Raw genomic sequence first — 23,100 nt, 5'->3', positions numbered from 1 at the left:
ATCTTACAAACGTAAGAAAAATCGACAGTCGGATTACGATTGTCAATTTACAGCCAGCGACACCTGTGATGACCTTATGCTACGGGTGTAATTTCATCTAGGAGGTCATCATGGCCCTGGCCCTCAATCCCAATGGTTCCGGCATTCCCGGCCTGGACGCCGCCCCGCGCAAGCCCTCGAAAATGCTGCTGATCGGCCTGGGCGTCTCCGCGGCGGCGCACGTCGCCCTGGTCGGCTACCTAGCCTACCAGAAGTGGGTGACGCCCTTGGCGCCGATGGTCGACGATCCCGTGCTGATCATCGAGCCGCCATACACGCCGCCGAAGCCGCCGCCTCCCCCGCCGGCCGACCAGCCGCCCAAGGCCTCAAACCCGATCAAGGTCCACACGCCCGTGCCGACGCCGATCACGCCGCCTGAAATCCTGCCGGTGAAGACCCTGGACATCCCCGATGGCCCTCCGGTCCCGGGGCCGATCACCTTCACGCCCGATCCGCCCGCGCCGCCGCCGGTCTCGCCGCCCGCGAAGGTCATCACCCGCGCCAACTGGCTGCGGCTCCCCTCGGCCGACGACATGGCCCGCTACTACCCCGAAAGCGCCCAGCGGCGCGGAGTGTCGGGCGTGGCGACCCTGAACTGCGTGGTGGCGGTGAACGGCACGGTCCGCGACTGCACGATCCTGTCGGAAACACCGGCCGAGGAAGGCTTCGGCGGCGCCGCCCTGAAGGTCTCGCGCTTCTTCAAGATGAAGCCGCAGATGGAGAACGGCCAGGCCGTCGACGGCGCGACCGTGCGCATTCCCATCCGCTTCAGCGCGGGGGTCTAAGGCCCCTCGCCGGGCGCGTTCAGTAGCTCTTGGGCAGCCCCAGGACGCGCTCGGCGATGAAGTTCAGGATCATCTCGCGGCTGATCGGGGCGATGCGGGCGATCATCGCCTCGCGGAAGTAGCGCTCGACGTCGTACTCCTTGGCGTAGCCCATGCCGCCATGGGCCAGGACCGAGGCCTCGCAGGCGTGGAAGCCAGCCTCGGCGCCCAGGTACTTGGCGGCATTGGCCTCGGCCCCGCACTCCTTGCCCGCGTCGTAGAGGGCGGCGGCCTTGAAAGCCAAAAGGTTCGCCGCTTCCAGCTCGGCCCACGACTTGGCCAGCGGATGGGCCACGCCCTGGTTCTGACCGATCGGCCGGCCGAACACGACCCGTTCCTTGGCGTAGGTCGTCGCCTTGGCCAGGGCGGCGCGGCCCAGACCCACGGCTTCGGCGGCGAACAGCACCCGCTCGGGGTTCAGGCCGTGCAGGAGGTATTGGAAGCCCTTGCCCTCCTCGCCGACCAGATCGGCGGCGGGGACAAACAGGTCCTCGATGAAGAGCATGTTACATTCGACGGCCTTGCGGCCCATCTTCGGGATCGGCTTGGCCTCGATCTCGGCGCGGTCGGTATAGAACAGCGACAGCCCCTGGTGCGGCTTGGCGCACTGGTCCTTGGGCGTGGTGCGGGCGATGATTAGGATCTTGTTGGCGCGCTGGGCGCCGGTGGTCCAGATCTTCCGGCCGTTCAGGCGATAGCCGCCCTCGACCTTCTCGGCTCGCGTCTCCAGGCTGGAGGTGTCGAGGCCCGAGTTCGGCTCGGTGACCGCGAAGCACATCTTGTCCTCGCCCGAGATCAGCCGCGGCAGTAGGCGCTGGCGCTGCTCGTCATTGCCGAACTTCAAGAGCGGCATGGGACCGAAGATGTTCAGGTGGATAGCGCTGGCGCCCGAGAAGCCGGCGCCCGACTGGGCCACGGCCTGCATCATGATCGCCGCCTCGGTCAGGCCCAGGCCCGCCCCGCCGACGCTCTCGGGCATGGCCACGCCCAGCCATCCCCCTTGAGCGATGGCAGCGACAAACTCTTCAGGAAAGTTTCCGGTGTCGTCGGTGCGGCGCCAGTACTCGTCATCGAAGCCGGCGCACACCTTGGCGACGCCTTCGCGGATGGCTTCCTGTTCGTCGGTCAACCAGAATCCGGACATCCGGCCCTACTCCCCTGCGTGCGCTTGTCTTAGGTCTCGAGCTCCTCGAAACGGCGCGCGTCCATGGCGGCGGCGTCGGGGCCCGGGTTATCACCATTCAGATACGCTGCGGCCATGTCGGCCACAAGCGGCGCGAACAGCCAGCCGTTGCGTCGCGCCCCCACTGCCAGCAGTACGCCGGGCGCACGGCTCCAGCCGACCAGCGGCAAGCCGTCCGGCGTGGTGGCCCGCACGCCGACATCGACCTGGGCCGCATCGAGATCCAGTTCCGGCCGCAGCGCCTTGGCGGCCGCGCGTAGCGCCCGGGTCGCCTCAGCGTCAGGCGCCAGGTCGTCGCGGCCGACTTCCATGGTCGCGCCGATGGCCAGGACCTCGCCCGGGGCCATGTAAACGCCTTCGCCGCGCACCACCGTGTCCTCTAGACCCACCGGAGCGGTCCGCAGGATCTGGCCCTTCACCGGCGCCAGGGCCGTGGTCTCCGGGGCCAAGCGTCCTTCGCGCACGCCGGGACCGGTGGCCAGCACCAGCACGTCGAAGGCCAGGGCCCGGCCGTCGGCCAACGCCAGCGCGCCGGGGGTAAAGCCCGTGACCGCGGCCTGCACAAACCGCGCGCCGGCGCTTTCCGCCGCGGCCCGCATCGCCGCCAGGGCGCCCGGGGCGTCGATCCGCCAGTCCTCGGTGATGTGGTCGGTGACGGGCACGCCCAGGTCGCGCAGCCTGGCCTCGACCTCGCCGCGCCATGTGTCGGAGCCCTCGATGCGCACGCCGGCCAGGCCCAGCGCGATCCCCAGGCTGTCGGCGAAGGCCGGCCACAGCGCGCGGGCGCGGCGCATAACGTCGAGATGGCCGCGTGAAGCCGGGTCGAACAGCGCCTCGCTGACCGGGGCCAGCATGCCCGCGGCCACGCCCGAAGCGTTCTGGCCGGGCGGCGCCGGATCGAACACGGTCACGTCCGTCCCGCCTCGGGCCAATTTCAGCGCCACCGCCGATCCAAACGCCCCGGCCCCAGCCACGGCGACGCGCACGCCCGATTGAACTGTCATGGCGCGCAGACACTCCCCGAGGTCCCGGACGTCAACCCCGTGCGATCCCTAAGCGGTGCAAATCCATCCCAGGTCGCGAAAACCCCTTGCTCCGCCTGGACGGGAAGACCCGATCTGTGCATGCGCAGCACGTGACGATGCAGCCAAGCTGAGGCATACCCGTTAACGCATATGTTAGAGCCGCACGGCGGCGCTTGATGGAATTGAGGCGGATGAACGATCGACCCGCAGCCGAAGCGGCCCACCCCGTTGATCTGTACGTGGGAGCCCGGCTGAGAATTCGCCGCAAGATGATGGGCCTCAGCCAAACTCAGGTCGCCGACGCCCTGGGCATCACCTTCCAGCAGATCCAGAAGTACGAGCGCGGCGCCAACCGCATCAGCGCCAGCAAGCTCTATGACGCGGCCAAGCTGCTGCAGGCCCCGGTTTCCTACTTCTTCGAAGGCCTGGAAGACACCGACGGCGGCCTGGACGACGGCTTCGCCCAGCGCATGACCGAGTTCGTCTCGACCCCGGAAGGCCTGGAGCTGGCTAGCCTGTTCCCGCGCCTGGACGACCGCCGCCTGCGCCGCCGCGTGGTGGATCTGGTGCGCGCCATGGTGGACGACGACGCCCCGTAAGGCGCGCGCCCAACCGGAGATGGACGAAGGCTTCAGGCTCGCCTCGAAGCCTTTTTTCATGCCCGGAACCTGCCCCTTCGCGCTCCGTTGATCCGAAGATGGATCGGAGGGCTGGCGACATGCCGCGCGACACGATTGATTTCTCGGTGACGACTCCCGGGCTGGCCTACGTCAATGACGACGACCCGGGGCTGGCGCGGATCAAGGCCGGCGACGGCTTCGACTATCGCGACCCCGACGGCGACCGCGTCACCGACGCCGACACGCTGGAGCGCATCCGCCTCCTGGCCATCCCGCCGGCCTGGACCCACGTCTGGATCTGCCCCTCGCCGCGCGGCCACATCCAGGCGACCGGCCGCGACCAGAAGGGCCGCAAGCAGTATCGCTATCACGAGGCGTGGCGGCGCGACCGCGACGGGCTGAAGTTCGGCCGGATGATCGCCTTCGGCCGCGCCCTGCCCCGGCTGCGCGCCCAGGTCGACAAGGACCTGGCCCGCCGCGGCCTGCCCCGCGAAAAGGTCATCGCCGCCGTCATCCGGCTGATGGAGTTGACCCTGATCCGGATCGGCAACGAGGAATATGCCCAGGCCAACAAGAGCTTTGGCCTCACCACCCTGCGCGACCGCCACGCCAAGCTGTCCAGCGTGGGTGGCACGTTCCAGTTCAAGGGCAAGAGCGGCAAGGTCCACACCACGGGCTTCCGCGACCGGCGGCTGGCCCGCATCGTCAAGGCCTGCCAGGACGTGCCCGGCCAGCGCCTGTTCCAATACCTGGACGACAACGGCCAACGCCGCGCGGTCGAGAGCGCCGACGTCAACGGCTATATCCGCGCCGCCATCGGCGAGGACTTCTCGGCCAAGGACTTCCGCACCTGGGCCGGCACCCTGGCGGCGGCGCGGGCGCTGTGCCTGATCCCCAAGGCCGGCAGCGCCACCGAGGCCAAGCGGAACGTCAACACCTGCGTGAAGGCCGTTGCGGGCCTGCTGGGCAACACCGCCGCCGTCTGCCGCGGCTCTTACATCCACCCGCTAGTGCTGGAGGCCTATCAGCAGGGGACGCTGCCGCTGAAGGCCGGTCGCTCGGAGCGCGCCTTCGAGTTGGCCGTTATCCGCTTCCTGGAGGCCGCGAAGGCCTCGTGCGCGCAAGCCTGAGAAGGAAACGCCCATGGCCGCCGGCCGTCCCACCTGGCAGGGCCACCTGCGCCTGTCGCTCGTGACCTGTCCTGTCGCGATGTACACCGCCACCGACTCGCGCGGCGACGTGCACTTCAACATGCTGCACAAGAAGACTCACAACCGCATTCGGATGATCCCGACCGATCCGGATCTGGGGCCCATCGAGCGCGCCGACATCGTCAAGGGCTACGAATACGAGAAGGGCCAGTACGTGGTGGTGACCCAGGACGAGATCGACAGCGTCCGCCTGGAAAGCACTCGCACCATCGACATCGAGCGCTTCGTCAGCGCCGGCGACATCGATCGGCTCTATTGGGACAATCCCTATTTCCTGGTCCCCGACGGCAAGCTGGCCGCCGAGGCCTATGGCGTGATCCGCGAGGCCATGACCAAGGAAGGCCAGGTCGCGCTCGGGCGGGTCGTCATGCACCAGCGCGAGCGCCTGCTGGCCATCGAGCCCCGCGACGACGGCATGGTCGCCTGGACCCTGCGCAACAAGCGCGAGGTCCGCGACGCGGCTGCGTATTTCGACGCCATCCCTGACAAGAAGCCCGACGCGGCGATGATCCAGATCGCCCAGAAGATCATCGAGCAGCAGGAAGGCCCGTTCGATCCCGAGCAGTTCAACGACCGCTACGAGGACGCCCTGCGGGCGCTGATCAAGGAAAAGCAGAAGGGCAAGGGCCGCAAGGTCGCCGCGCCCGAGCAGCCCGAGGACACCAATGTGGTGGACCTCATGGAGGCGCTGCGAAGCAGTTTGGGTAAGGCGCCGGCGAAGAAGCCGGCCGCAAAGAAGCCGGCGGCGAAGACGGCGCACAAGGCGCCGGCGCGGAAGAAGGCGAGCTAAACAAACCCGTCATCCCGCGCTTTATGCGCGGGATGACGATGAGGATCGGGCCTACCCCATCTTCCCCAGCTTCCTGATCGCCCCCGCCAGGTCCCGCTCGCTTTCCGCATAGGCCTCCCAGGCGTCGAGCTCCTTTACCATCCGCGGCGCCATGCGGATGTTGAACCGCGAGGGATCCAGCCCCTTCCGCACCTGGGTCCAGGCCACTGGCCACGACACCGGCGCGCCGGGACGCGCCCTCGGTGACAAGGGCGCCACGGCGGTGCTCATGCGGTCATTGCGCAGGTAGTCGAGGAAGATCCGGCCGCCCCGGTCCTTCTTGGCCATGGTGATCAGGTACTGGTCGGGACTGTCGGCGGCCATGCGGGCGCAGACCTCGCGGGCGAAGGCCTTGGCGGCGTCCCAGTCCACTTTCGAGCCCTTCAACGGTGTCACCACGTGCAGGCCCTTGCCGCCGGTGGTCTTGCAGAAGCCGACAAGGCCCAGGGCCTCCAGCCGGTCGCGGATCTCGCGCGCGCCCTCGACCACGGCGTCGAACGAGACGTCCGGCCCGGGGTCCAAGTCGAACACCAGCCGGCCCGGAACCTCCGGCTCGCCTTCGCGGCAATTCCAGGGATGCAGCTCGGTCGCGCCCCACTGGCCGGCGGCGACCAGGGCCTCGACGGTGTTGAACACCAGATACGGCTTGTGGTCGCCGCTGACCGTGACCTCGTCGATCAGGGCCGAGACGCCCTTGCCCGAATGGCGCTGGAAGAAGCTCTCGCCGCCGATGCCGTCGGGCGTACGGATCACCGAGCAGGGCCGGCCGCGGATATGCTCCAGCATCCAGTCGCCGACCGCCTCGTAGTAGCGGGCGAGATCCAGCTTGGTCCCAGGCGTCCCGTCGCCGGCGTCGGGCCACAGGGCCTTGTCGGGATTGGACAGGGTCACGCCCTTCACGATCGCCTTCCCCGCCTTCGGCTGCGCCAGTTCGACCGCCTCGGCCGGCGCGGGCGCCTCGGCCTCGACGGCCTTGGCCGGCTTGTCTTCGCGCAGGCCCTTGAACGAGGCCTGGCGCACCGCGCCCTCGCCGGTGAAGCCCGCAAATTCGATCTCGGCCACCAGTACCGGGTCGACCCAGTGCACGCCCGCCCCGCCCTTCGGCGCGCCCTTGCCCTTGAACGGCGAGGTCTTACGAACGTGGGCCTTCAGCTTCGGCAGCAGCTTGGCGACCTTGTCGCGGCCATAGCCCGTGCCGACCCGGCCGACATGGACCAGGTCGCCGTCGCGATAGACCCCGACGATCAAGGACCGGAAGGCGTCGCCCGTCGTCGTCCAGCCGCCGATCACCACCTCGTGGCCGGCCCGGCACTTGGCCTTGGTCCAGGTCGCGCCCTTGCCCGAACGATAGGGCGCGTCGAGCTTCTTGGAGACCACGCCTTCCAGCGACATGCGACAGGCCGACTGCAGCACCGCCTCGCCGCCGCTCTTGAAGTGCTCGACATAGCGCAGGCGCTCGTCGTCCTTCGGCAGCAGCGCCTTCAGTTGGGTCTTGCGATCTTCCAGCGGTTGGTCGGTCAGGTCCTCCCCCTGCGCATGCAGCAGGTCGAAGGCGAAGAAGATCAGGTCGCTGGTGTCCTCCTCAGCCAAGGCGGCCTGCAGCCCCGCGAAGCTAGGCGAGCCAGCCTCGTCCAGGGCCACGACCTCGCCATCGATCATTGCGTCGGGCAACTCGGCCGCATCAGCAACCAATCGCGGGAAGCGGTCGCTCCAGTCCAGCCCCGTGCGGGTGCGCAAGGCCGCCTTGCCGCCCTCGACCCGCAGCTGCATCCGATAGCCGTCGAACTTGATCTCGTGGACCCAGCCCTCGCCGCCGGGCGGCCGGTCGACCAGCTTGCACAGCTGCGGCGGGACGAAGTCGGGCATCTTCGCCTCGACCTTCCTGGCCTTGGTCGCCGCCGGCTTGCGCTTAGGCGCTTTCGCTTCCTTGGCCGCCTTCTCGCCGCTCGCCTCGGGCGAGGGCTTGCTGTTCCAGGTGGCGTCCGGCGGCGTGGTCTTGGCGGTCATGAACGGCTTGGCCGCCTTGCCCTTGCCGGCGGCGATGTCTTCCATCTTCCGGCCCGAGGCGATTGAGAACGCCGTGTCGTTCAGGAAGTCCGTATCGCCATCGATCGCGAATTCGTCGCGGTGCTTGATCAGCAGCCAGTTCTCACGCTTGCCGCCTTTCTTGTCGTTATGGATGCGGACCAGCACATAGCCGCCCTTCATCCGCTCGCCGGCGAAGACCAGCTTGATCTCGCCCTTCTTCAGGCCCTTCTCCAGGTCGAAGCCCGGCTCGGGCGCCCACCAGCCGCGGTCCCACAGCATCACCGTGCCGCCGCCGTACTGGCCCTTGGGGATCGTGCCCTCGAAATCGCCATAGGCCAGCGGGTGGTCTTCGACATGCACGGCCAGCCGCTTGTCGTGCGGATCGCGCGAGGGCCCGCGCGTCACCGCCCACGACAGGAACACGCCCTCGTGCTCCAGCCGCAGGTCATAGTGCAGCCGCGTGGCGTCGTGCTTCTGGATGACGAACCGCGCGCGCTCAGACGCGGCCACCTGGACCGCGCCCGTCGGCTCGCTCGTCACCTTGAAGTCGCGCTTGGCGTCGTAAGCCGCCAGCTTCCGCGCGGCCATGGCGGCTATTCGCCGTCGAAGACTTCGGGACGAACGTCGTCGGGATCGCCGTCCTCGTCCTGCTCCAGCGCGATGATCTCGTCATCGTCCAGATCTTCGCCGATCAGGGCGTCGTCATCGTCGGCGTCGCCCTCGGCCTGGGTGACGTCCAGCACGTCCGGCAGCTCCTCGAAGGTGCGCAGTTCGCCGTCCTTGCCGACCACGTCCTCGTCCAGCGCCTCGGCGCCGTCCTGCTCGTCCCAGCCCTCTTCGCGTCCGATGTCGATGTCGGTCATGGCGGTGTCTCCTGATGCCTGCAGGAGGGAATGCCGGGGGCCTTCCGGCGTTCCGGCGCGCGGCTTTCGAGGCCCCGACTCACCGTCCGTCGGCAGAATCAGCTTTTGCACCAGTCGACTGAAGGTCTAGTTTTGGGACCATTATTAAGGATTTTACCCTTAACTTGGCCGTTCCGGAGGCGACGATTCCGTGAAAAACCCCGTCCCACGGGCGTTTTGCCCCCATGAATCAGCTTTTTAACCTTCCCTAACGGGTGACAAACCCGATCCGCGTCGGCAGGCTCGGATTTCCCTGATTCCACAGGAATGAGCTGAGAAAATGAACGTTTCCGACCTGGTCGACGCCGCCGTCGCCGCCGACGACAAGCTGACCAAGACCCAAGCCAAGGCCATCATCGATGGCGTGTTCAAGTCGATCTCCGACGCCGCCGTGAAGGGCGACGAAGTCTCGATCCCGGGCTTCGGCAAGTTCAAGGTCCAGGCCAAGCCGGCCCGCACCGGCCGCAACCCGGCCACGGGCGCGACGATCGAAATCGCCGCCAGCAAGAAGGTCGCCTTCACGCCGGCCAAGCAACTGAAGGACGCCGTCAACGGCTAATCCCTTCGGCGGGGAGTTGGCCGAAAAGTCTGCTCCTCGACGCTTCTATTCACGCGCGACATTCTGCTCCATGCGTCTGTCGCGCGTGAAGTCTTTTCAGAACAAAAAGAGAACTATAACTTAGGCCGCATGGCCGTTCTCGATCTCAGGCGCAAGCTCGCCATCCTCTCCGACGCCGCCAAATACGACGCGTCCTGCGCCTCCTCCGGGGCTGAAAAGCGAAACTCGATCGGCGGCAAGGGCATAGGCTCGACCGAGGGCATGGGCATCTGCCACGCCTACGCGCCCGACGGGCGCTGCATCAGCCTGCTGAAGATCCTGCTGACGAACTTCTGCATCTACGACTGCGCCTACTGTATCAACCGCGTGTCGTCGAACACGCCCCGGGCGCGGTTTTCGGTGAAGGAGGTCGTCGACCTCACGCTCAACTTCTACAAGCGCAACTACATCGAGGGCCTGTTCCTGTCGTCGGGGGTCATCCGCACGGGCGACTACACGATGGAAGAGATGGTCCGGGTGGCGAAGTCGCTGCGGCTGGACCACGACTTCCGCGGCTACATCCATCTGAAACTGATCCCCGAGGCCTCGCCCGAACTGGCGGCCGAGGCCGGGCTCTATGCCGACCGGGTGTCGATCAATATCGAACTGCCGCGCGACGACAGCCTGGCCACCCTCGCCCCCGAGAAGAGCCCCACCGACATCAAGCGCGCGATGGGCCGCATGCGCCTGGCCATCGACGACCACGCCGAGCCGGGCAAGAAGGCCGCGCGCCGCACCTTCGCCCGCAGCCAGTCGACCCAGCTGATCGTCGGGGCGGACGAGGCCAAGGATGGGGATATCCTGGCCCGCAGCGCCAATCTCTACGGCGCCTACCGCCTGGGACGGGTCTACTACTCAGCCTTCAGCCCGATCCCCGACGCCAGCCACCGCCTGCCGCTGGCCCGCCCGCCGCTGCTGCGCGAGCACCGGCTGTACCAAGCCGACTGGCTGATGCGCTTCTACGGCTTCGAACGGCCCGAGATCGTCGCCGAGGGCGAGGACCTGGATCTGTCGGTCGACCCCAAGACCAGCTGGGCGCTGCGCAACCGCGCCAAGTTCCCCATCGACGTCCAGACCGCCGACAAAGAGACGCTATTGCGTGTGCCGGGCCTGGGCGCGAAGGCCGTGGAACGCATCCTCACCGCCCGCAAGGTGGCGCGCCTGACACTGGACGATCTCAAGCGCGTCGGGGCCGTCGTGAAGCGCGCCAGGGCCTTCGTGGTCACCGCCGACTGGACGCCGGGCGCCCTGACCGACCGCGACAGCCTGAAGGCCGCCCTGGTCCCGCCGCAGCAGCTGAGCTTGTTCTGATGCGGGTCGTGCGGCTGGCCTCCGAGATCGACTTCGCCGGCTGGCGGGCGGCGGCGCGAGCGCTGCGCGCGGAGGGCGTCGAGCCGCAGGCGGTGGTCTGGACGGTGGAGCGGGAACTGTTCGACCTGGACACCCTTGCCCCGCCGTGCGGCAAGCCCGCGAACTTCACCGTCCCCGCCGCCTTCGTCGAATTGGCCGAGCAGGTGATCCTGCACCGCGCTCCCGACCGCCTGGCTCTGCTCTACCGCATCCTGTGGCGGCTGGAGCGCGAGCCGCGGCTGATCGACAATCCGGCCGATCCCGACATGGCCAGGGCCCGCGACATGGCCAAGGCCGTCAGCCGCTCGGCCCACAAGATGAAAGCCTTTGTCCGCTTCCGCCTGGTCGAAGGCGCGGCGACCGAGACCTACGCCGCCTGGTTCGAGCCGGCTCACCGGGTGACCGAGGCCACCGCCCCGTTCTTCGCCCGCCGCTTCACCGCCATGGACTGGACCATCCTGACACCCGACGCCTGCGTGGCCTGGGATCGCGAGCGGCTGATGGTGTCGGAAGGCGCCGATCCGGCCGACGCCCCGGCCGAGGACGCCCAGGAGGAGCTCTGGCGCACCTACTACGCCTCGATCTTCAACCCGGCCCGCCTGAACCCGCGCCAGATGCGCCAGGAAATGCCGAAACGCTATTGGCGGAACCTGCCCGAGGCGCGGCTCATTCCCGAGCTGATCGAAACCGCCCAGGAGCGCGCCACGGCCATGGTCGCATCGACGCCTCGCCAACCATCCGATCGGGTGCTGAAGGCCGCCCTGCGCCATTCCCGCGACGCTGCCTACGGCACGGGCGCGCCGACGACCTTGGAAGAGATCCAGGCCGGGGTCAGCGTCTGCCGCCGCTGCGACCTCTGGCGCGACGCGACGCAAGGCGTACCGGGCGAAGGCGCCAGCCCCGCGCCGCTGATGTTTGTGGGTGAACAGCCGGGCGACCAGGAAGATCTGGCCGGAACGCCGTTCGTCGGCCCCGCCGGCCAGATGTTCAACAAGGCGTTGGCCGAGGCCGGCGTCCCGCGCGATCGGACCTTCGTCACCAACGCAGTCAAGCACTTCAAGCACGAGCCGCGGGGCAAGCGCCGCATCCACAAGACGCCCGATCGCGGCGAGGTCACCGCCTGCCGCTGGTGGCTGGACGCCGAGCGCCGCCTAGTGCGGCCGCGGGTGATCGTGATGCTGGGGGCGACGGCGGCCCTAGGCGTGACCGGTAAGCCCACCCCGATCGCCGCCAATCGTGGCCAGCCGCTGCAGCTGGCCGACCAGGCCCAGGGGCTGGTGACCTATCACCCCTCGTTCCTGCTGCGCGTGCCGGACGAGGCGACGCGCGCCCGGGCCTATGCCGAGTTGGTCGACGACCTACGGCAGGCGGGAAGTCTGGCGGGGCTGGTGACATAGAGATGCTCCCCCGCGCTGCGGGGGAGCTGTCACGAAGTGACTGAGGGGGCAAGCTGGACCTATGCCGCGTTAGCCCCCTCCGGCCCTCTGGGCCACCTCCCCCGCATCGCGGGGGAGGACCTGACGGGCCTCAGTGCGCGGCCTTGCCGCCCATCTTGGCCATAAGTTCTTCCTTGCGGGCCTTCATGCGTTCGCCGATGGCCTCGAGGTCCTCGTCGCCCTTCTTGGCCTGGGCGAAGAAGCCGCCGGGCTGCTCCTCTTCCTTGACGTGGTGCTTGATGTACTCGCCCAGCACCTTGACCTTGGCGTCGTAGAATTCCTGGCCCGGCTTCATCGCCTCGATCTCGGCGATCAGCTTCTTGGCCCCATCGTGCTCGACATAGGCCTCGTCGATCAGGTCGTCTTCCACCTCGCCACGGCTCTCGGGATAGAGGATTTCCTCCTCGATCTGCGTGTGGACCTTCAGGGCCAGGGCGATTTTATTGAACAGCGCCAGCTTGTCCTTGTCGGCTTCGAGCTGTTCGTACTCGTCGAACATGGCCTCGACCTCGCGGTGGTCCTGCTTCAGCAGGCGGATGGCCAGCGGATCGCGGCGGCCGGTGCGGCGGGTCGACTTGCGCGGCTTGGCGGTCTTGGCTTTGGTCGAGGTCTTGGTGGCGGCGGCCATGGAAATCTCCCTGCGATGTCCCCCGACGGTCCTCCAAACACACGGCGCAGCGGCCCGTTCCCACGATGCTCGTTTGCGCTAAGCCTTTAAATGAGAAGCACTTTCAGGACGCGATCGGATGTCGGGCGGCCGACAGTCGACCGCCCGACATCCAGGCCGATCAGCGGTTCTGGACGTTGCCCGAATGGGACGTGTTCTGGCGTAGATTGCCCGACGCGCCCTGCTCGTCGAGGTTCACGTCGGCATTGCCGGACTTGCTGGCCGACAGGTCGGTCTGGCCGTCGTCCAGCTCGGGCTTCTGGCCCTTGAAGGCGCGCTATTCGGGCGGGATGGGAGGCGGTTTGGACATGGCGTCCTCCTTTGGGTGGTCCTCATCAACCAACCCCAAAGGAGCGCGGTTCCTACACCCTAGCTCGCTCGCGACAGGCCCGAGATGGCCGCGTCCAGCTCTGCCGACAGGGCCTCGATGCGGTACGGCTTGACCAGCACCCGCCGGCCCTCGTTGGTGGCCGCGGCCGCCGCGGCGCTGTAGCCGGTGGTCAGGACGACCGGCAGGCCGGGCCACTGGCGGGTGATGTCGCGGGCCAGGTCCAGGCCGCCGATGTCGCCGGGCATGACCATGTCGCTGAACACCAGGTCGAAGTCGCGGTCGGCGCGCAGGGTGTCCAGCGCCGCCTTGCCCTCGTTGGCGCGCACCACCTCGTAGCCCAGCTCGCGCAGCATCTCCTCGACCAGTTGGGCGACGCTGTCGTCGTCCTCGACCAGCAGGATTCGGCGGCGGCCCTCGGGCTTGGCGCGGATCTGGGCCGGCGCGGCGGCAACGGCCAAGGCCTTGGTGGAGCGCGGAATGCGCAGCCAGATGGTGGTGCCCTCGCCCAGCACGCTGTCGACGCCCACCTCGCCGCCCGAGGCGCGGGCGAAGCCATAGACTTGAGACAGGCCCAGGCCCGTCCCCTTCCCCACCGCCTTGGTGGTGAAGAACGGCTCGAACAGGCGGCCGATCATGTCGGGCGCCACGCCCACGCCGGTGTCGCGGATCGACAGGCGCACGACGTCTCCCGTCCCGTCCTCGCGGCCCGACGGCGCATTGACGGCCTCGATCGTGATCTTGCCGCCGGCGGGCATGGCGTCGCGGGCGTTGATGGCGATGTTCAGCACTGCCACCTCCAGCTGCGAGGCGTCGACCTCGACCCGCCACAGGTCCGGCGCGATCTTGATCTCGACGGTGACGTCCTCGCGTAGCGACCGGTCCAGCAGGGCGTGCATGCCGTTCAGGCGCGCGGCGATGTCGACCACTTCCGGCTTGATCGGCGTACGGCGGGAGAAGGCCAGCAGTTGCTGGGTCAGGCTGGCGCCGCGATCGATGGCCTGGCGAATGCCGTCCTTCAGCCGAGCCCGACGGGCCTGATCGGTGGTGCGCTCCAGCAGGTCCAGGCCGCTGGAGGCGACCATCAGGAGGTTGTTGAAGTCGTGGGCCACGCCGCCGGTCAGCTGGCCCATGGCCTCCATCTTCTGCGACTGGCGCAAAGCCTCCTCGGCTTTCTCGCGCTCGCGGATCTCGGCCTTCAGCTTGCGATAGGCCTCGGCCTCGCGGGCGCTGGCCACGCCCAGCACGCCGACCAGCATGGCGGCCATGACGATCAATAGGGCGAAGCCGCCGTAGCGCATGGCTCGGCGGGTCGGCGATTCCAGGACGGTGCGCAGATAGACCGAGCCCAGCACCGTGTCACCTTCGGTGACCGGCGCGGTCAGCACCAGGCGGGCGCCGTCGCGACGCGGGGCTTCCAGGGCGTTGCGGGCCGGCGGAGGCGGCGCGCCGGCGCGGACATATTCGGCCGCCAACTCGCCCTGCATGTCGTAGGCCGCCACGGCCTCGACATCGGGGTTGGAGGCCTGGGCGTTGACATATTCCCGCGCGGCCGAGCGGTCGTCGAAGGCCAGGGGCGCGGCCATGCTGCCGGCCAGGATGCGCAGCTGCACCTCGGCCTGGCGGAACCGCTCCTGCTGGCCCAGACGCTCGTTGAACGCGGCCAGGGCGAAGGCGGCCACCACGATGGCGATGGCCAGGCCCACGGCCATGGACACGGTCAGGGCGGGCCGCCAGCCCAGTCGGCGCTTGGCGAGCGAGATCATCGTCCGTCTCCGGACTTCGACGCCGACAACGCCTTCAGCTTGGAGCTCAGCCCCAGACCCTGGGCCTGGGCGATCTCGGGCCGAATCTCGAAGCGCAGACGGCCGCCGACCGTGACGAACTGAATCACCGCGCCCGGCGCGTCCAGCGTCTCGTCGGCGACGGTCAGGACCGGCTTGCCGGCGACCAGGGCCAGCACCTCTTGCGGGGTCTGGGTGCGCGACACGCCCAGGAACAGGACGTGGCAGTTGGAATCCTTGCCGACCGTGGCCAGCCGCACCACGACCACCGGATGCTCGCCGACCCGTCGGCCACGCGCCAGGCGGTCGACCACCTCGCCCATCGGGTCATGGCCGCCGATGCACAGGCGGAACGGGCTGCCTGGCCGCTCGAAGGCCGTGGCCGGCCACTGGGTGAAGGGCGTGAACTTGTGCAGATAGTTGGCCTTCAGCACGTAGGCCGGAATGCGAACAGGGACCTGGGGACGCTCGGGCTCGGCGACCTGGCGCGCCGCGTGGGCGCCGTCGGCCGGCAGCAACACGCCCAGGCCGCACAGCACCAGCCCCGCCGCGAGAACGCTGAGCGGGCGGTGACGCCATCCGGACCTCAATCGCGGGGCGTGGGGCGGGACGCCCAGAACCATACGCCAGTCCCCCTCACAGCGTTCACAACGCGAAGCACGGCTGTTCCATCCTACCCCCGTGACAATTTGGAGGCGAACAAGAACAGCGTCGATGAAGGAATATTGCCGAGGTTGCCGTGGGCCCGGCGCGCGGCCGAAGGGCCGGACAGCAAAAAGCCCGGGACGAACCCGGGCTTTTCAAGCTCTGCGATGGTACCGCCTCTCAGGCTTGAACTGAGGACCTCCGGTTCCACAAACCGGCGCTCTAACCAACTGAGCTAAGGCGGCGCATCGCGAGGCGTTGTCTTTAGTGAAATCGCCTTTCGGGATCAAGCGCCGATCCGCACGATTTCAAGGAAAACGTGACAGCAAAAAAGAAAAGCGCCCCGGAGCCGAAACTCCGGGGCGCTTCTTAGCTTTCGCCTGGATCCAAGCCCTATTGCGGGACCTGGAACACCAGCGGGACGGTCACCTCACCACCGTCGACGGGCGCGCCGTCGAGGGTCTTCGGCTTCATCCGGAACAGACGCGCCAGCTTGAGCGCGGCGTCGCCGAAGCCCATGTCGGCGGGCGACTCGGAAACGACCGAGCAGCCTTCCAGAGTACCCTTGGCCGTCACGGAGCACCGGATCGTGGCGCGACCGCTGACTTCCATCCGCTGAGCACGGTCCGGATAGTACCGGGCCATGTCATCGCCCGAGGGCTTACGGGCCCAGTCGGGACGCGTGATCACCGAAGCGCGGGCCGGCGGATTCGTCGGCACCGGAGGCGCCGAAGAGATCACCGGCGGAGCCGTCTGTTCCACCCGCTTTTCGACGGGCGGGATCGGCAGCGGCGGCGGCGGCGTCACGTCCGGCGGCGGAGCCACCGGGGGACGCGGCTGCACGACGGCCGGAGGCGGCGGCGGCTCGTTGGTCGGCGGCGGCGGCGGAGGAGGCGGCGGAGGCGGCGGCGGAGGCGGAGGCAGCTCCACTTCCACAGCTTCGTCCGAATACTCCTTCAGCACCGACTCGAACTTCTGCTTCGCGAGGTACGCAAAGAGCAGTCCGTGGAGGCCGAGCACCACAGCCAAGGCGATGGTGAAAGGACCACCGCCTTTTTTGCGGCGCGGGCCGTCCGAGGTGAGCGGATCGTAGTGGCGATGCTCGGGCGTATTTTGTTCAGCCATGCAGCACCCCTACTTAACTATCATCCCGTCCGACGAGAGCCACGCTGTAGAAGCCGTTATCCTGGAGGGTGTTCATGACCTCCATAAAAGCCCCGTAGCGAACCTTCTCGTCGGCCCGGATGAAGATGCGCTCCTTGGACGGATCGCGGCGGCCGATAGCACTGGCCATGTCCTGTCCCATCGAGTCCACCGTGGTCTCATTGTCCCCGATGTACACTTGTCCCGATTGTTTGATCGAGATGTAGACAGGCTTCGGCGGGTTGGGCGTCGCTTTCGCCACCGCCGACGGCAGGTTCACTTCGACCGACACGGAGGCCATTGGGGCGGCCACCATGAAGATGATCAGGAGCACCAGCATGACGTCCACGAAGGGCGTGACATTGATGTCGCTGTTCTGTTCGACGTTAAACCTGTCGCCCCCACCGCCTGAGAGTTTGGCGGCCATGGGTGTTACGCCCCCTTGTCGAGCTGACGCGAGATGGCGTTCATCAGTTCAGCAACGAAACCTTCCGAGCGGGTGCCGTAACCCGAGATGCGGGTCTGGAAGTAGTTGTAGAAGATAACGGCCGGAATAGCGGCGAACAGACCGATACCGGTGGCGAGCAGCGCTTCAGCGATACCCGGGGCCACGACGGCGAGGTTGGTGGTGTTCGTGTTCGCGATGTTAATGAACGACGTCATGATGCCGTACACCGTACCGAACAGACCGATGAACGGACCGGCCGAACCGACCGAAGCCAGGAACACCATGCCGCCCGACAGACGCTTGGCCAGCGAGGCTTGCACAGCGTTGATGGCGTAGGTGGCGCGGCCCAGCGTCGAGTCGCGGTGCTCGCCGGCGACAGCCAGACCAGCTTGACGCGACAGTTCGACTTCTTGCGAAGCGGCCGAGGCCATGTCGGCCATCGGGTTGCCTTCAAACTCTTCCGACGAGCTGATGCGCGCGATGTCGGCGATCGAGCGAGCGCCGCGGAAGGCTTCCAGGAACTTGTCCGATTGCTTGTTGAGGGCGGCGAACTCGAACAGCTTGGTGAGCAGCAGCACCCACGAGAAGACCGAGGCCAGGATCAGGCCGATCATGACGACCTTAACGACGGCGCCGGCGGCCATGAACATGCCGACCGGGGTCAGCGCGTGGCCAGCCTTGGCGGGTTCGGCGGCCGGAGCGTCCGCGGCCGGGGCTTCCGGAGCCGGGGCAGCAGCAGCGTCAGCAGCCGGGGCGGCGGCTTCCGAAGTCGCGGGGGCCGGAGCCGCGGCGTCTTGGGCGAAAGCCGGGGCGCTCGCCATCAGCGCAACGGCGCCGACGAGAGCGATGAGGGGGGTCTTCCGTTTAATGTCGAGCATCTTTCGCCAGTTCCTGATTGGTCTAGCACGTTTGGACCGAGGGTCGTCGCGCGAGAGCGTCTCCACCCTAACTCTGAATAGTCCGCACCCGGGTTTGATCTCTCTCCCCCCGGACGGACCCGCTTCGCTGCGCTCGACCCGTTACGCCCCTCACGAGGACTAGCCCCCAAGAAGGATCGTTTCGAAGCGCGGGCAACCGACGCCCTTTCGGGCTCCGGTCTTACCGCAATGTTAGAATTGCGGCTGTGGTCCTTTGGCAACCCCTTTTCGCACCGTCAAGGGGATCGTGTGGGCACAAATTCGTCGTTGATCCCCCTCCTCACTGCCGCTTTCTGCAGCGCACAAAAGGGTTTCCTGGAAATAAGGGCGGTTTTTCCCTTTCAACGAGAATGACCATGCTGCACTGCAGCAAGGCAACAAAACGCTGGTCGATGAAGAAAGGCGCCCGCACGGGCGGCAGATCGCTCGTCAGGCCGTCGGGCTAAATCGCCGCACGACGGGAAATGACGACAGGCCCGACCCAGCGACGGGGCAGACCGACTGCAAAACTTCCGAAAGGAAGGAAAGTGGTGCCTGAGACCGGATTCGAACCAGTGACACGCGGATTTTCAATCCGCTGCTCTACCAACTGAGCTACTCAGGCACCTTGGCCTCAAGCGGTGAAAACCGCCTCGGCGACCTCGCCGTTCAGCGAGGAGGGGGTCTATAAGGGAGGCCGAACACGAAGTCCAGCGCCCTTTTGTCATTCCCTGTTGATGCTTTCCGACAGGGGATTTTCGTCGTCTTCGTCGGTCCCGGGGACCACGTATCGGTCGCTTAGCCAACGCTGCAGATCGACGTCAGCGCAGCGCTTGGAACAGAAGGGGCGGAAGGTCTTTTCGACCGGCTTGCCGCAGATGGGGCATCCCGTGCTCATCCGGCGAACACCTCCAGGCGGTCGACCGGCCAATCGGACTGCGCTTCCACAGCGAATCTACGCCCCAGACGGTCGGCGACGCCCGATTCCAACTCCGAAGCGAACGACTCGGCGACGGCCGCTGCGCAGCGGGCCGTCAGGCGCGCGCCAGGATCGGCCCTCCCCTCGCGTTCCAGCGCCCGCGCCAGGCGCCGAGCGACGTAACGAGGGTTCGATGCGCCCGTCTCGGTCAGAAGGCGGTCGAGAATCGGCGGCGCGCGGCGCGGCACGATCATCTCCATCGTGCCAAACTTGCTGATCCCGCCGACGCCGACACCCGGATTGTCCGGCGAGAACATGTTGCGAGCCGCCGTGGTCAGGGCCGGCGCATCGTGACCGCGCCCGACGAGGTCGAACACGATGATGCCGCCAAGCCCTTTCAGGCGCAGGACGCGCGCGGCGACGCTCAGGGCGGCCATGTTGGCCTGGCGCGCGGCGCGTTTCGAATCGGCCCCCTCGCGCGCGCCGAGGTCGACGTCGACGGAGGTCAGGGCGCGGGTCGGCTCGACGGCGATATCGCCGCCGCCCGGCAGAGCGAAGATGGTCGCCAGAATATCGGCTTCAGCCTCTTCGACCGCCAGCAGCGCCTTGTCGCCCGTGGACGGCGAGCCGGCCTTCACATGATGGCGCAGGCGCTCCTCGATGGTCGGGGCGGCTTCCAGCACGCTCGGCTCGCCTTGCCCTTCGGCGATGAAGCGGGCCACGCCCGACTTGCCGCGACGCGAGGCGGTCTTGATCTCGATCTCGACCAGCCCGCCCTCGACCAGGGCCGGCATGTCGGGCCGCAGCGGCAGGATCAGGTCCTGGCCGCCCGGCAGGGCCACGAAGGCCGAGGCGAAGGCCTTCTCGATCTTCTTGACGCGGGCGACGCCGCGCACGCCCTCGGCGTCCAGGACATCGTCGGTGGGCCAGGAGACGAACAGGCGCTCGGGGCGACCGTCCAGGGTCACGACCCCGACGGTCTCGCCAACGCCTTTATAGAGATAGGCCCTGCGTTCACTCACGACTTGGCGCTCATGCGCGGTATCCCAGCCCGGTCAGAAGATTCAGCGTCTCGTACAGCGGCAGGCCGACGACGCTGGGATACGAGCCCTGCAGCTCAGTGATGAAGCCGCCGGCCAGGCCCTGGACGCCATAGCCGCCCGCCTTGCCCTTCCATTGGCCGCTGGCGACATAGCCGTCGCGCTCGGCGTCGGACAGGCGCTTGAAGCCGACCTTGGTCTCGACGAGACGCGAGGCCTCGCGGCCATCCGGTCCGATCAGGGCCACCCCGGTCAGCACCTTGTGGTTCCGACCCGACAGCAGCTTCAGGCAATAAAGGACGTCGGCCTCGGTCTCGGCCTTAGGCAGGATGCGCCGGCCGACCGCGACCACCGTATCGGCGGCCAGGACGAAGTCGCCCGGCGCGCGGGCGGCGACCACGCGCGCCTTTTCCTGCGCCAGACGCAGGGCATGGCGGCGCGGGGTCTCGTCGCGCAGGGCGGATTCGTCGATGTCGGCGGGATCGACCCGGTCGGGTGTGACGCCGACCTGGGCCAAGAGATCGAGGCGGCGCGGACTCGCGCTGGCCAGCACCAGCGCCGGCTGGGCGGCCATCGCTTGGACAGCCGTCGTTTGGACCATCGCCGTCCTACTTGAAGCGGTAGGTGATACGGCCCTTGGTCAGGTCGTAGGGGGTCATTTCGACCAGGACCTTGTCGCCGGCCAGCACGCGGATGCGGTTCTTGCGCATCTTGCCGGCGGTGTGGGCGATGATTTCGTGTGCGTTCTCAAGCGTCACCCGGAAGGTGGCGTTCGGCAGCAGTTCGCTGACCGTACCGGGAAACTCGAGCAGTTCTTCCTTAGCCATCAGGCCTCTCAATGGAACGAATCGGACAGCCGCGAGCCCCCGTCCGACATCGAGTCAGAACGAGGCCATTCGCGGCGAGGCGCCTCTATAACGCATTCACCCCCCAAACGTCGATGGTGCCCCGAAACGTTGCTTGATGGCCTCGGCCAGGGTGTCGCGAACCTCGCGATAGGCCTCCAGCCGCGCTTCGCGGGAACCGTCCGTGAGCGTTGGATCGTGGGTGGGCCAATATTCGATGTCGACGGAGCGATCGCGCGACAGCTCCACCGCCCGGTGCTGGGCTTCCGGTGTCAGGGAAACGACGACGTCGAAGCTGTCGTCCTCCAGCTGGGCGAAGGTCTTGGGCTGGTGGTCGGAGACGTCCAGGCCCAGCTCGTCCATGACCACGACGACGAAGGGATCGACCCCCTCCCCCGCCGGATCCGGCTTCAGCCCGCAGGAATCGACGAACGCCCGCGTGCCGTAGAATCGCTTGAACAGCCCCTCGGCCATCGGCGAGCGCACGCGGTTGAAGTTGCAGGTGAACAGCACCGCGCCGGGCAGCGAGTCGACCACGCCCCCTAGCCCCGCCAGTGCAGCGCGCAGATTAGGGTGAACAGGCGCCGCGCGGTGTCGAGGTCGGTCTTCACCTTGCCCTCCAGCCGCTCGCGCAGAAGGTTGGAGCCCTCGTTGTGCAGGCCGCGCCGGCCCATGTCCAAGGCCTCGATCTGCTGCGGCGTCGAGTTGCGGATCGCCGAATAGTAGCTGTCGCAGATCAGGAAGTAGTCCTTGATCACTCCCCGGAAGGGCGACAGCGACAGCAGATGCCGACGCTCGGCATCCGGCCCCTTGATGTCGAAGGCCAGTCGGTTCTCGATCAGCGACAGGCGCAGGTCGTAGGGACCGCCTGTAGATTCGACCGGCTCGAAATAGTTGGCCTCCAGAAGATCGAAGATCGCGACCTGGCGCTCCTGCTCCTGGTCGCGCGAGGCGGCCGCGAGGCTGTCGTCGTCGATCTCGATCGACTTGATCCGGTGGCTGGCGGTGGCGTCGGTGCTCATCTGTCGGAGGAGGTTCGCGCGTCAATCGCCAGAAGGCAACCGGATCTCGGCCGATAAGGCGTGAGCCGGCAGCCCCTCGGCCGTGGCCAGGGCCACCGTGTGCGGGCCCAGGATGCCGAACGACGCCGCATCGCACTTCACGATCGAGGTGCGCTTGATGAAGTCGTAGATCGACAGGCCCGACTGGAAGCGGGCGGCGCGGCTGGTCGGCAGCACGTGGTTCGAACCGGCCACGTAGTCGCCGATCGCTTCGGGCGTCACGCGCCCCAGGAAGATCGCGCCGGCGTGGCGCACGCGGTCCGACAGGGCTTCCGGATTGTCGAGCGCGAACTCGACGTGCTCGGGCGCGATGGCGTCGACCAGGGCCGGGCTCTCGTCCAGCGGGGCGATGAACACCGCGCCGTGGTCGCGCCACGAGGCGGCGGCGTCCTCGCCGGTGGCCAAGGTCTTCAGGCGCTCGGCCACAGCCTGCTCGACAGCGGCGGCGAAGGCTTCGTCGTCGGTGATCAGGATCGACTGGGCGGCGGGGTCGTGCTCGGCCTGGCTCAGCAGGTCGGCGGCGATCCAGTCGGGATTGTTCTTGTTGTCGGCCACGACGACGATCTCGGACGGACCGGCCAGGGCGTCGATGCCGACCACGCCATAGAGGCGGCGCTTGGCGGCGGTGACATAGGCGTTGCCGGGGCCGACGATCTTGTCGACCGGCTGGATCGGACCGGCACCATAGGCGAGCGCCGCCACGGCCTGGGCTCCGCCGACGCGCCAGATCTCGGTCACGCCGGCTTCCTTGGCGGCGGCCAGCACGGCGGGCTGCAGCTTGCCGGGCGGGGTGACCATGGCAATGCGGTCGACGCCGGCCACCTGGGCGGGCACGGCGTTCATCAGCACGGTCGAGGGGTAGGCCGCGCGGCCGCCGGGGACATAGACGCCCACGGCCTCCAGCGGCGTCCAGCGCCAGCCCAGTTCGACGCCGGCCTCGTCGGTCCAGGCCTGGTCGGCCGGACGCTGGCGGCTGTGATAGGCGCGGATGCGGGCGGCGGCGAAGGCGATGGCCTCGCGCACGTCGGCGGGCGTGTCGGCCCAGCCTTGCTCGATCTCTTCGGCGGTGACGCGGATCGTCTCGGCCGTCAGTTCGACCTTGTCGAACTGACGGCTGTAATCGAGCACCGCGTCGATCCCATGCGTCCGCACAGCCTCCAGCACGTCGGCCGCAGCGGCGTCGACATCAGCCGGCGAGCCGCGACGCTCGTCGAGGAAGGCCTTGAAGGCGGCCTGGAAATCGGGGGCGGAAAACGAGAAACGGCGCATGGCCTGCTAG

24 protein-coding genes and 2 tRNA genes are annotated in these 23,100 nt (G+C 67.7%); 7 read left to right on the top strand and 19 right to left on the bottom strand.

Annotation, left to right across the window (positions count from 1 at the left end):
* The first annotated feature begins 110 nt into the window (after window positions 1-110).
* A complete protein-coding gene (locus ABDW31_RS07640) occupies window positions 111-824 on the top strand; it encodes an energy transducer TonB (RefSeq protein WP_184717949.1) in 714 nt (237 codons plus the stop codon).
* Between the two features lie 19 nt (window positions 825-843).
* Here the strand turns inward: ABDW31_RS07640 and ABDW31_RS07635 are convergent, their stop codons facing one another.
* Both ABDW31_RS07635 and ABDW31_RS07630 read right to left on the bottom strand, forming a co-directional pair.
* A complete protein-coding gene (locus ABDW31_RS07635) occupies window positions 844-2,007 on the bottom strand; it encodes an acyl-CoA dehydrogenase family protein (RefSeq protein ID WP_184717947.1) in 1,164 nt (387 codons plus the stop codon).
* A gap of 29 nt (window positions 2,008-2,036) precedes the next feature.
* Window positions 2,037-3,050 carry an FAD-dependent oxidoreductase gene (locus tag ABDW31_RS07630; protein ID WP_184717945.1) on the bottom strand — a complete coding sequence of 338 codons (1,014 nt, stop codon included), beginning with the start codon at window positions 3,048-3,050 and terminating at the stop codon, window positions 2,037-2,039.
* A gap of 212 nt (window positions 3,051-3,262) precedes the next feature.
* Here ABDW31_RS07630 and ABDW31_RS07625 point away from each other — a divergent pair, with 212 nt between their 5' ends.
* The 3 genes from ABDW31_RS07625 to ABDW31_RS07615 all read left to right on the top strand — a co-directional run bounded on the left by ABDW31_RS07625 (window position 3,263) and on the right by ABDW31_RS07615 (window position 5,692).
* Complete coding sequence (locus tag ABDW31_RS07625) at window positions 3,263-3,670, top strand: helix-turn-helix transcriptional regulator (protein WP_172268416.1); 408 nt, start codon at window positions 3,263-3,265, stop codon at window positions 3,668-3,670.
* 119 nt (window positions 3,671-3,789) lie between these two features.
* Window positions 3,790-4,821, top strand: a complete 1,032-nt coding sequence (locus ABDW31_RS07620) for a DNA topoisomerase IB (protein WP_184717943.1) — start codon at window positions 3,790-3,792, stop codon at window positions 4,819-4,821.
* A 13-nt stretch (window positions 4,822-4,834) separates the two neighbouring features.
* Complete coding sequence (locus tag ABDW31_RS07615) at window positions 4,835-5,692, top strand: Ku protein (protein ID WP_184717941.1); 858 nt, start codon at window positions 4,835-4,837, stop codon at window positions 5,690-5,692.
* Between the two features lie 51 nt (window positions 5,693-5,743).
* Here ABDW31_RS07615 and ligD read toward each other — a convergent pair whose 3' ends face one another.
* Complete coding sequence (gene ligD / locus ABDW31_RS07610) at window positions 5,744-8,347, bottom strand: DNA ligase D (RefSeq protein WP_184717939.1); 2,604 nt, start codon at window positions 8,345-8,347, stop codon at window positions 5,744-5,746.
* A 5-nt stretch (window positions 8,348-8,352) separates the two neighbouring features.
* Window positions 8,353-8,622 carry a hypothetical protein gene (locus ABDW31_RS07605; protein ID WP_184717937.1) on the bottom strand — a complete coding sequence of 90 codons (270 nt, stop codon included), beginning with the start codon at window positions 8,620-8,622 and terminating at the stop codon, window positions 8,353-8,355.
* A 319-nt stretch (window positions 8,623-8,941) separates the two neighbouring features.
* Between ABDW31_RS07605 and ABDW31_RS07600 the strand changes: the two genes are divergently transcribed.
* The 3 genes from ABDW31_RS07600 (at window position 8,942) to ABDW31_RS07590 (ending at window position 12,006) form a co-directional block, all read left to right on the top strand.
* Window positions 8,942-9,220 (top strand): HU family DNA-binding protein, encoded by a 279-nt coding sequence (locus ABDW31_RS07600; protein ID WP_004617663.1) that lies wholly within the window; start codon window positions 8,942-8,944, stop codon window positions 9,218-9,220.
* Window positions 9,221-9,349: 129 nt separating this feature from the next.
* Window positions 9,350-10,570, top strand: a complete 1,221-nt coding sequence (locus ABDW31_RS07595; RefSeq protein ID WP_184717935.1) for a putative DNA modification/repair radical SAM protein — start codon at window positions 9,350-9,352, stop codon at window positions 10,568-10,570.
* Window positions 10,570-12,006, top strand: a complete 1,437-nt coding sequence (locus tag ABDW31_RS07590; protein ID WP_184717933.1) for a UdgX family uracil-DNA binding protein — start codon at window positions 10,570-10,572, stop codon at window positions 12,004-12,006. Before ABDW31_RS07595 ends, ABDW31_RS07590 begins: the two co-directional genes overlap by 1 nt.
* A gap of 130 nt (window positions 12,007-12,136) precedes the next feature.
* On the opposite strand, the gene ABDW31_RS07585 is transcribed toward ABDW31_RS07590, so the two are convergent.
* The 15 genes from ABDW31_RS07585 to hisD all read right to left on the bottom strand — a co-directional run bounded on the left by ABDW31_RS07585 (window position 12,137) and on the right by hisD (window position 23,090).
* Window positions 12,137-12,673: a hemerythrin domain-containing protein gene (locus tag ABDW31_RS07585; RefSeq protein WP_184717931.1), complete on the bottom strand. Its 537-nt coding sequence runs from the start codon at window positions 12,671-12,673 to the stop codon at window positions 12,137-12,139.
* A gap of 408 nt (window positions 12,674-13,081) precedes the next feature.
* Window positions 13,082-14,806 (bottom strand): ATP-binding protein, encoded by a 1,725-nt coding sequence (locus ABDW31_RS07580; protein WP_184717929.1) that lies wholly within the window; start codon window positions 14,804-14,806, stop codon window positions 13,082-13,084.
* Window positions 14,803-15,447, bottom strand: a complete 645-nt coding sequence (locus tag ABDW31_RS07575) for a YfiR family protein (protein WP_184717927.1) — start codon at window positions 15,445-15,447, stop codon at window positions 14,803-14,805. Before ABDW31_RS07575 ends, ABDW31_RS07580 begins: the two co-directional genes overlap by 4 nt.
* Before the next feature lie 190 nt (window positions 15,448-15,637).
* Window positions 15,638-15,714: transfer RNA gene (locus tag ABDW31_RS07570), tRNA-His, on the bottom strand.
* Window positions 15,715-15,862: 148 nt separating this feature from the next.
* On the bottom strand, window positions 15,863-16,594 hold the full coding sequence (locus ABDW31_RS07565) for an energy transducer TonB (RefSeq protein WP_184717925.1): 732 nt from the start codon (window positions 16,592-16,594) through the stop codon (window positions 15,863-15,865).
* A gap of 13 nt (window positions 16,595-16,607) precedes the next feature.
* Window positions 16,608-17,039 carry a biopolymer transporter ExbD gene (locus ABDW31_RS07560; RefSeq protein ID WP_184717923.1) on the bottom strand — a complete coding sequence of 144 codons (432 nt, stop codon included), beginning with the start codon at window positions 17,037-17,039 and terminating at the stop codon, window positions 16,608-16,610.
* A 5-nt stretch (window positions 17,040-17,044) separates the two neighbouring features.
* On the bottom strand, window positions 17,045-17,938 hold the full coding sequence (locus ABDW31_RS07555; protein ID WP_184717921.1) for a MotA/TolQ/ExbB proton channel family protein: 894 nt from the start codon (window positions 17,936-17,938) through the stop codon (window positions 17,045-17,047).
* A gap of 567 nt (window positions 17,939-18,505) precedes the next feature.
* A tRNA-Phe gene (locus ABDW31_RS07550) sits at window positions 18,506-18,581 on the bottom strand.
* A 99-nt stretch (window positions 18,582-18,680) separates the two neighbouring features.
* Window positions 18,681-18,854: a DNA gyrase inhibitor YacG gene (gene yacG / locus ABDW31_RS07545; RefSeq protein WP_184717913.1), complete on the bottom strand. Its 174-nt coding sequence runs from the start codon at window positions 18,852-18,854 to the stop codon at window positions 18,681-18,683.
* Window positions 18,851-19,897, bottom strand: a complete 1,047-nt coding sequence (locus tag ABDW31_RS07540; RefSeq protein WP_184717910.1) for a ribonuclease E/G — start codon at window positions 19,895-19,897, stop codon at window positions 18,851-18,853. The genes yacG and ABDW31_RS07540 overlap by 4 nt, the downstream gene beginning before the upstream one ends.
* Before the next feature lie 10 nt (window positions 19,898-19,907).
* The gene (locus tag ABDW31_RS07535) at window positions 19,908-20,489 is read right to left on the bottom strand and encodes a Maf family nucleotide pyrophosphatase (protein ID WP_184723740.1); all 582 of its coding nucleotides are present in this window, start codon (window positions 20,487-20,489) and stop codon (window positions 19,908-19,910) included.
* A 34-nt stretch (window positions 20,490-20,523) separates the two neighbouring features.
* Window positions 20,524-20,742 carry a translation initiation factor IF-1 gene (infA, locus tag ABDW31_RS07530; RefSeq protein ID WP_035044427.1) on the bottom strand — a complete coding sequence of 73 codons (219 nt, stop codon included), beginning with the start codon at window positions 20,740-20,742 and terminating at the stop codon, window positions 20,524-20,526.
* Between the two features lie 96 nt (window positions 20,743-20,838).
* Window positions 20,839-21,297: a low molecular weight phosphatase family protein gene (locus ABDW31_RS07525; RefSeq protein WP_184717908.1), complete on the bottom strand. Its 459-nt coding sequence runs from the start codon at window positions 21,295-21,297 to the stop codon at window positions 20,839-20,841.
* Window positions 21,298-21,302: 5 nt separating this feature from the next.
* A complete protein-coding gene (locus ABDW31_RS07520) occupies window positions 21,303-21,782 on the bottom strand; it encodes a UPF0262 family protein (protein WP_184717906.1) in 480 nt (159 codons plus the stop codon).
* A gap of 21 nt (window positions 21,783-21,803) precedes the next feature.
* The gene (gene hisD / locus ABDW31_RS07515; RefSeq protein ID WP_184717904.1) at window positions 21,804-23,090 is read right to left on the bottom strand and encodes a histidinol dehydrogenase; all 1,287 of its coding nucleotides are present in this window, start codon (window positions 23,088-23,090) and stop codon (window positions 21,804-21,806) included.
* Between the last annotated feature and the right edge of the window lie 10 nt (window positions 23,091-23,100).

Origin of the sequence: Caulobacter sp., assembly GCF_039596335.1 — a bacterium.
In the GTDB taxonomy this organism is placed as follows: Bacteria; Pseudomonadota; Alphaproteobacteria; order Caulobacterales; family Caulobacteraceae; genus Caulobacter.
This window is presented reverse-complemented; position numbering and strand designations above follow the sequence as displayed.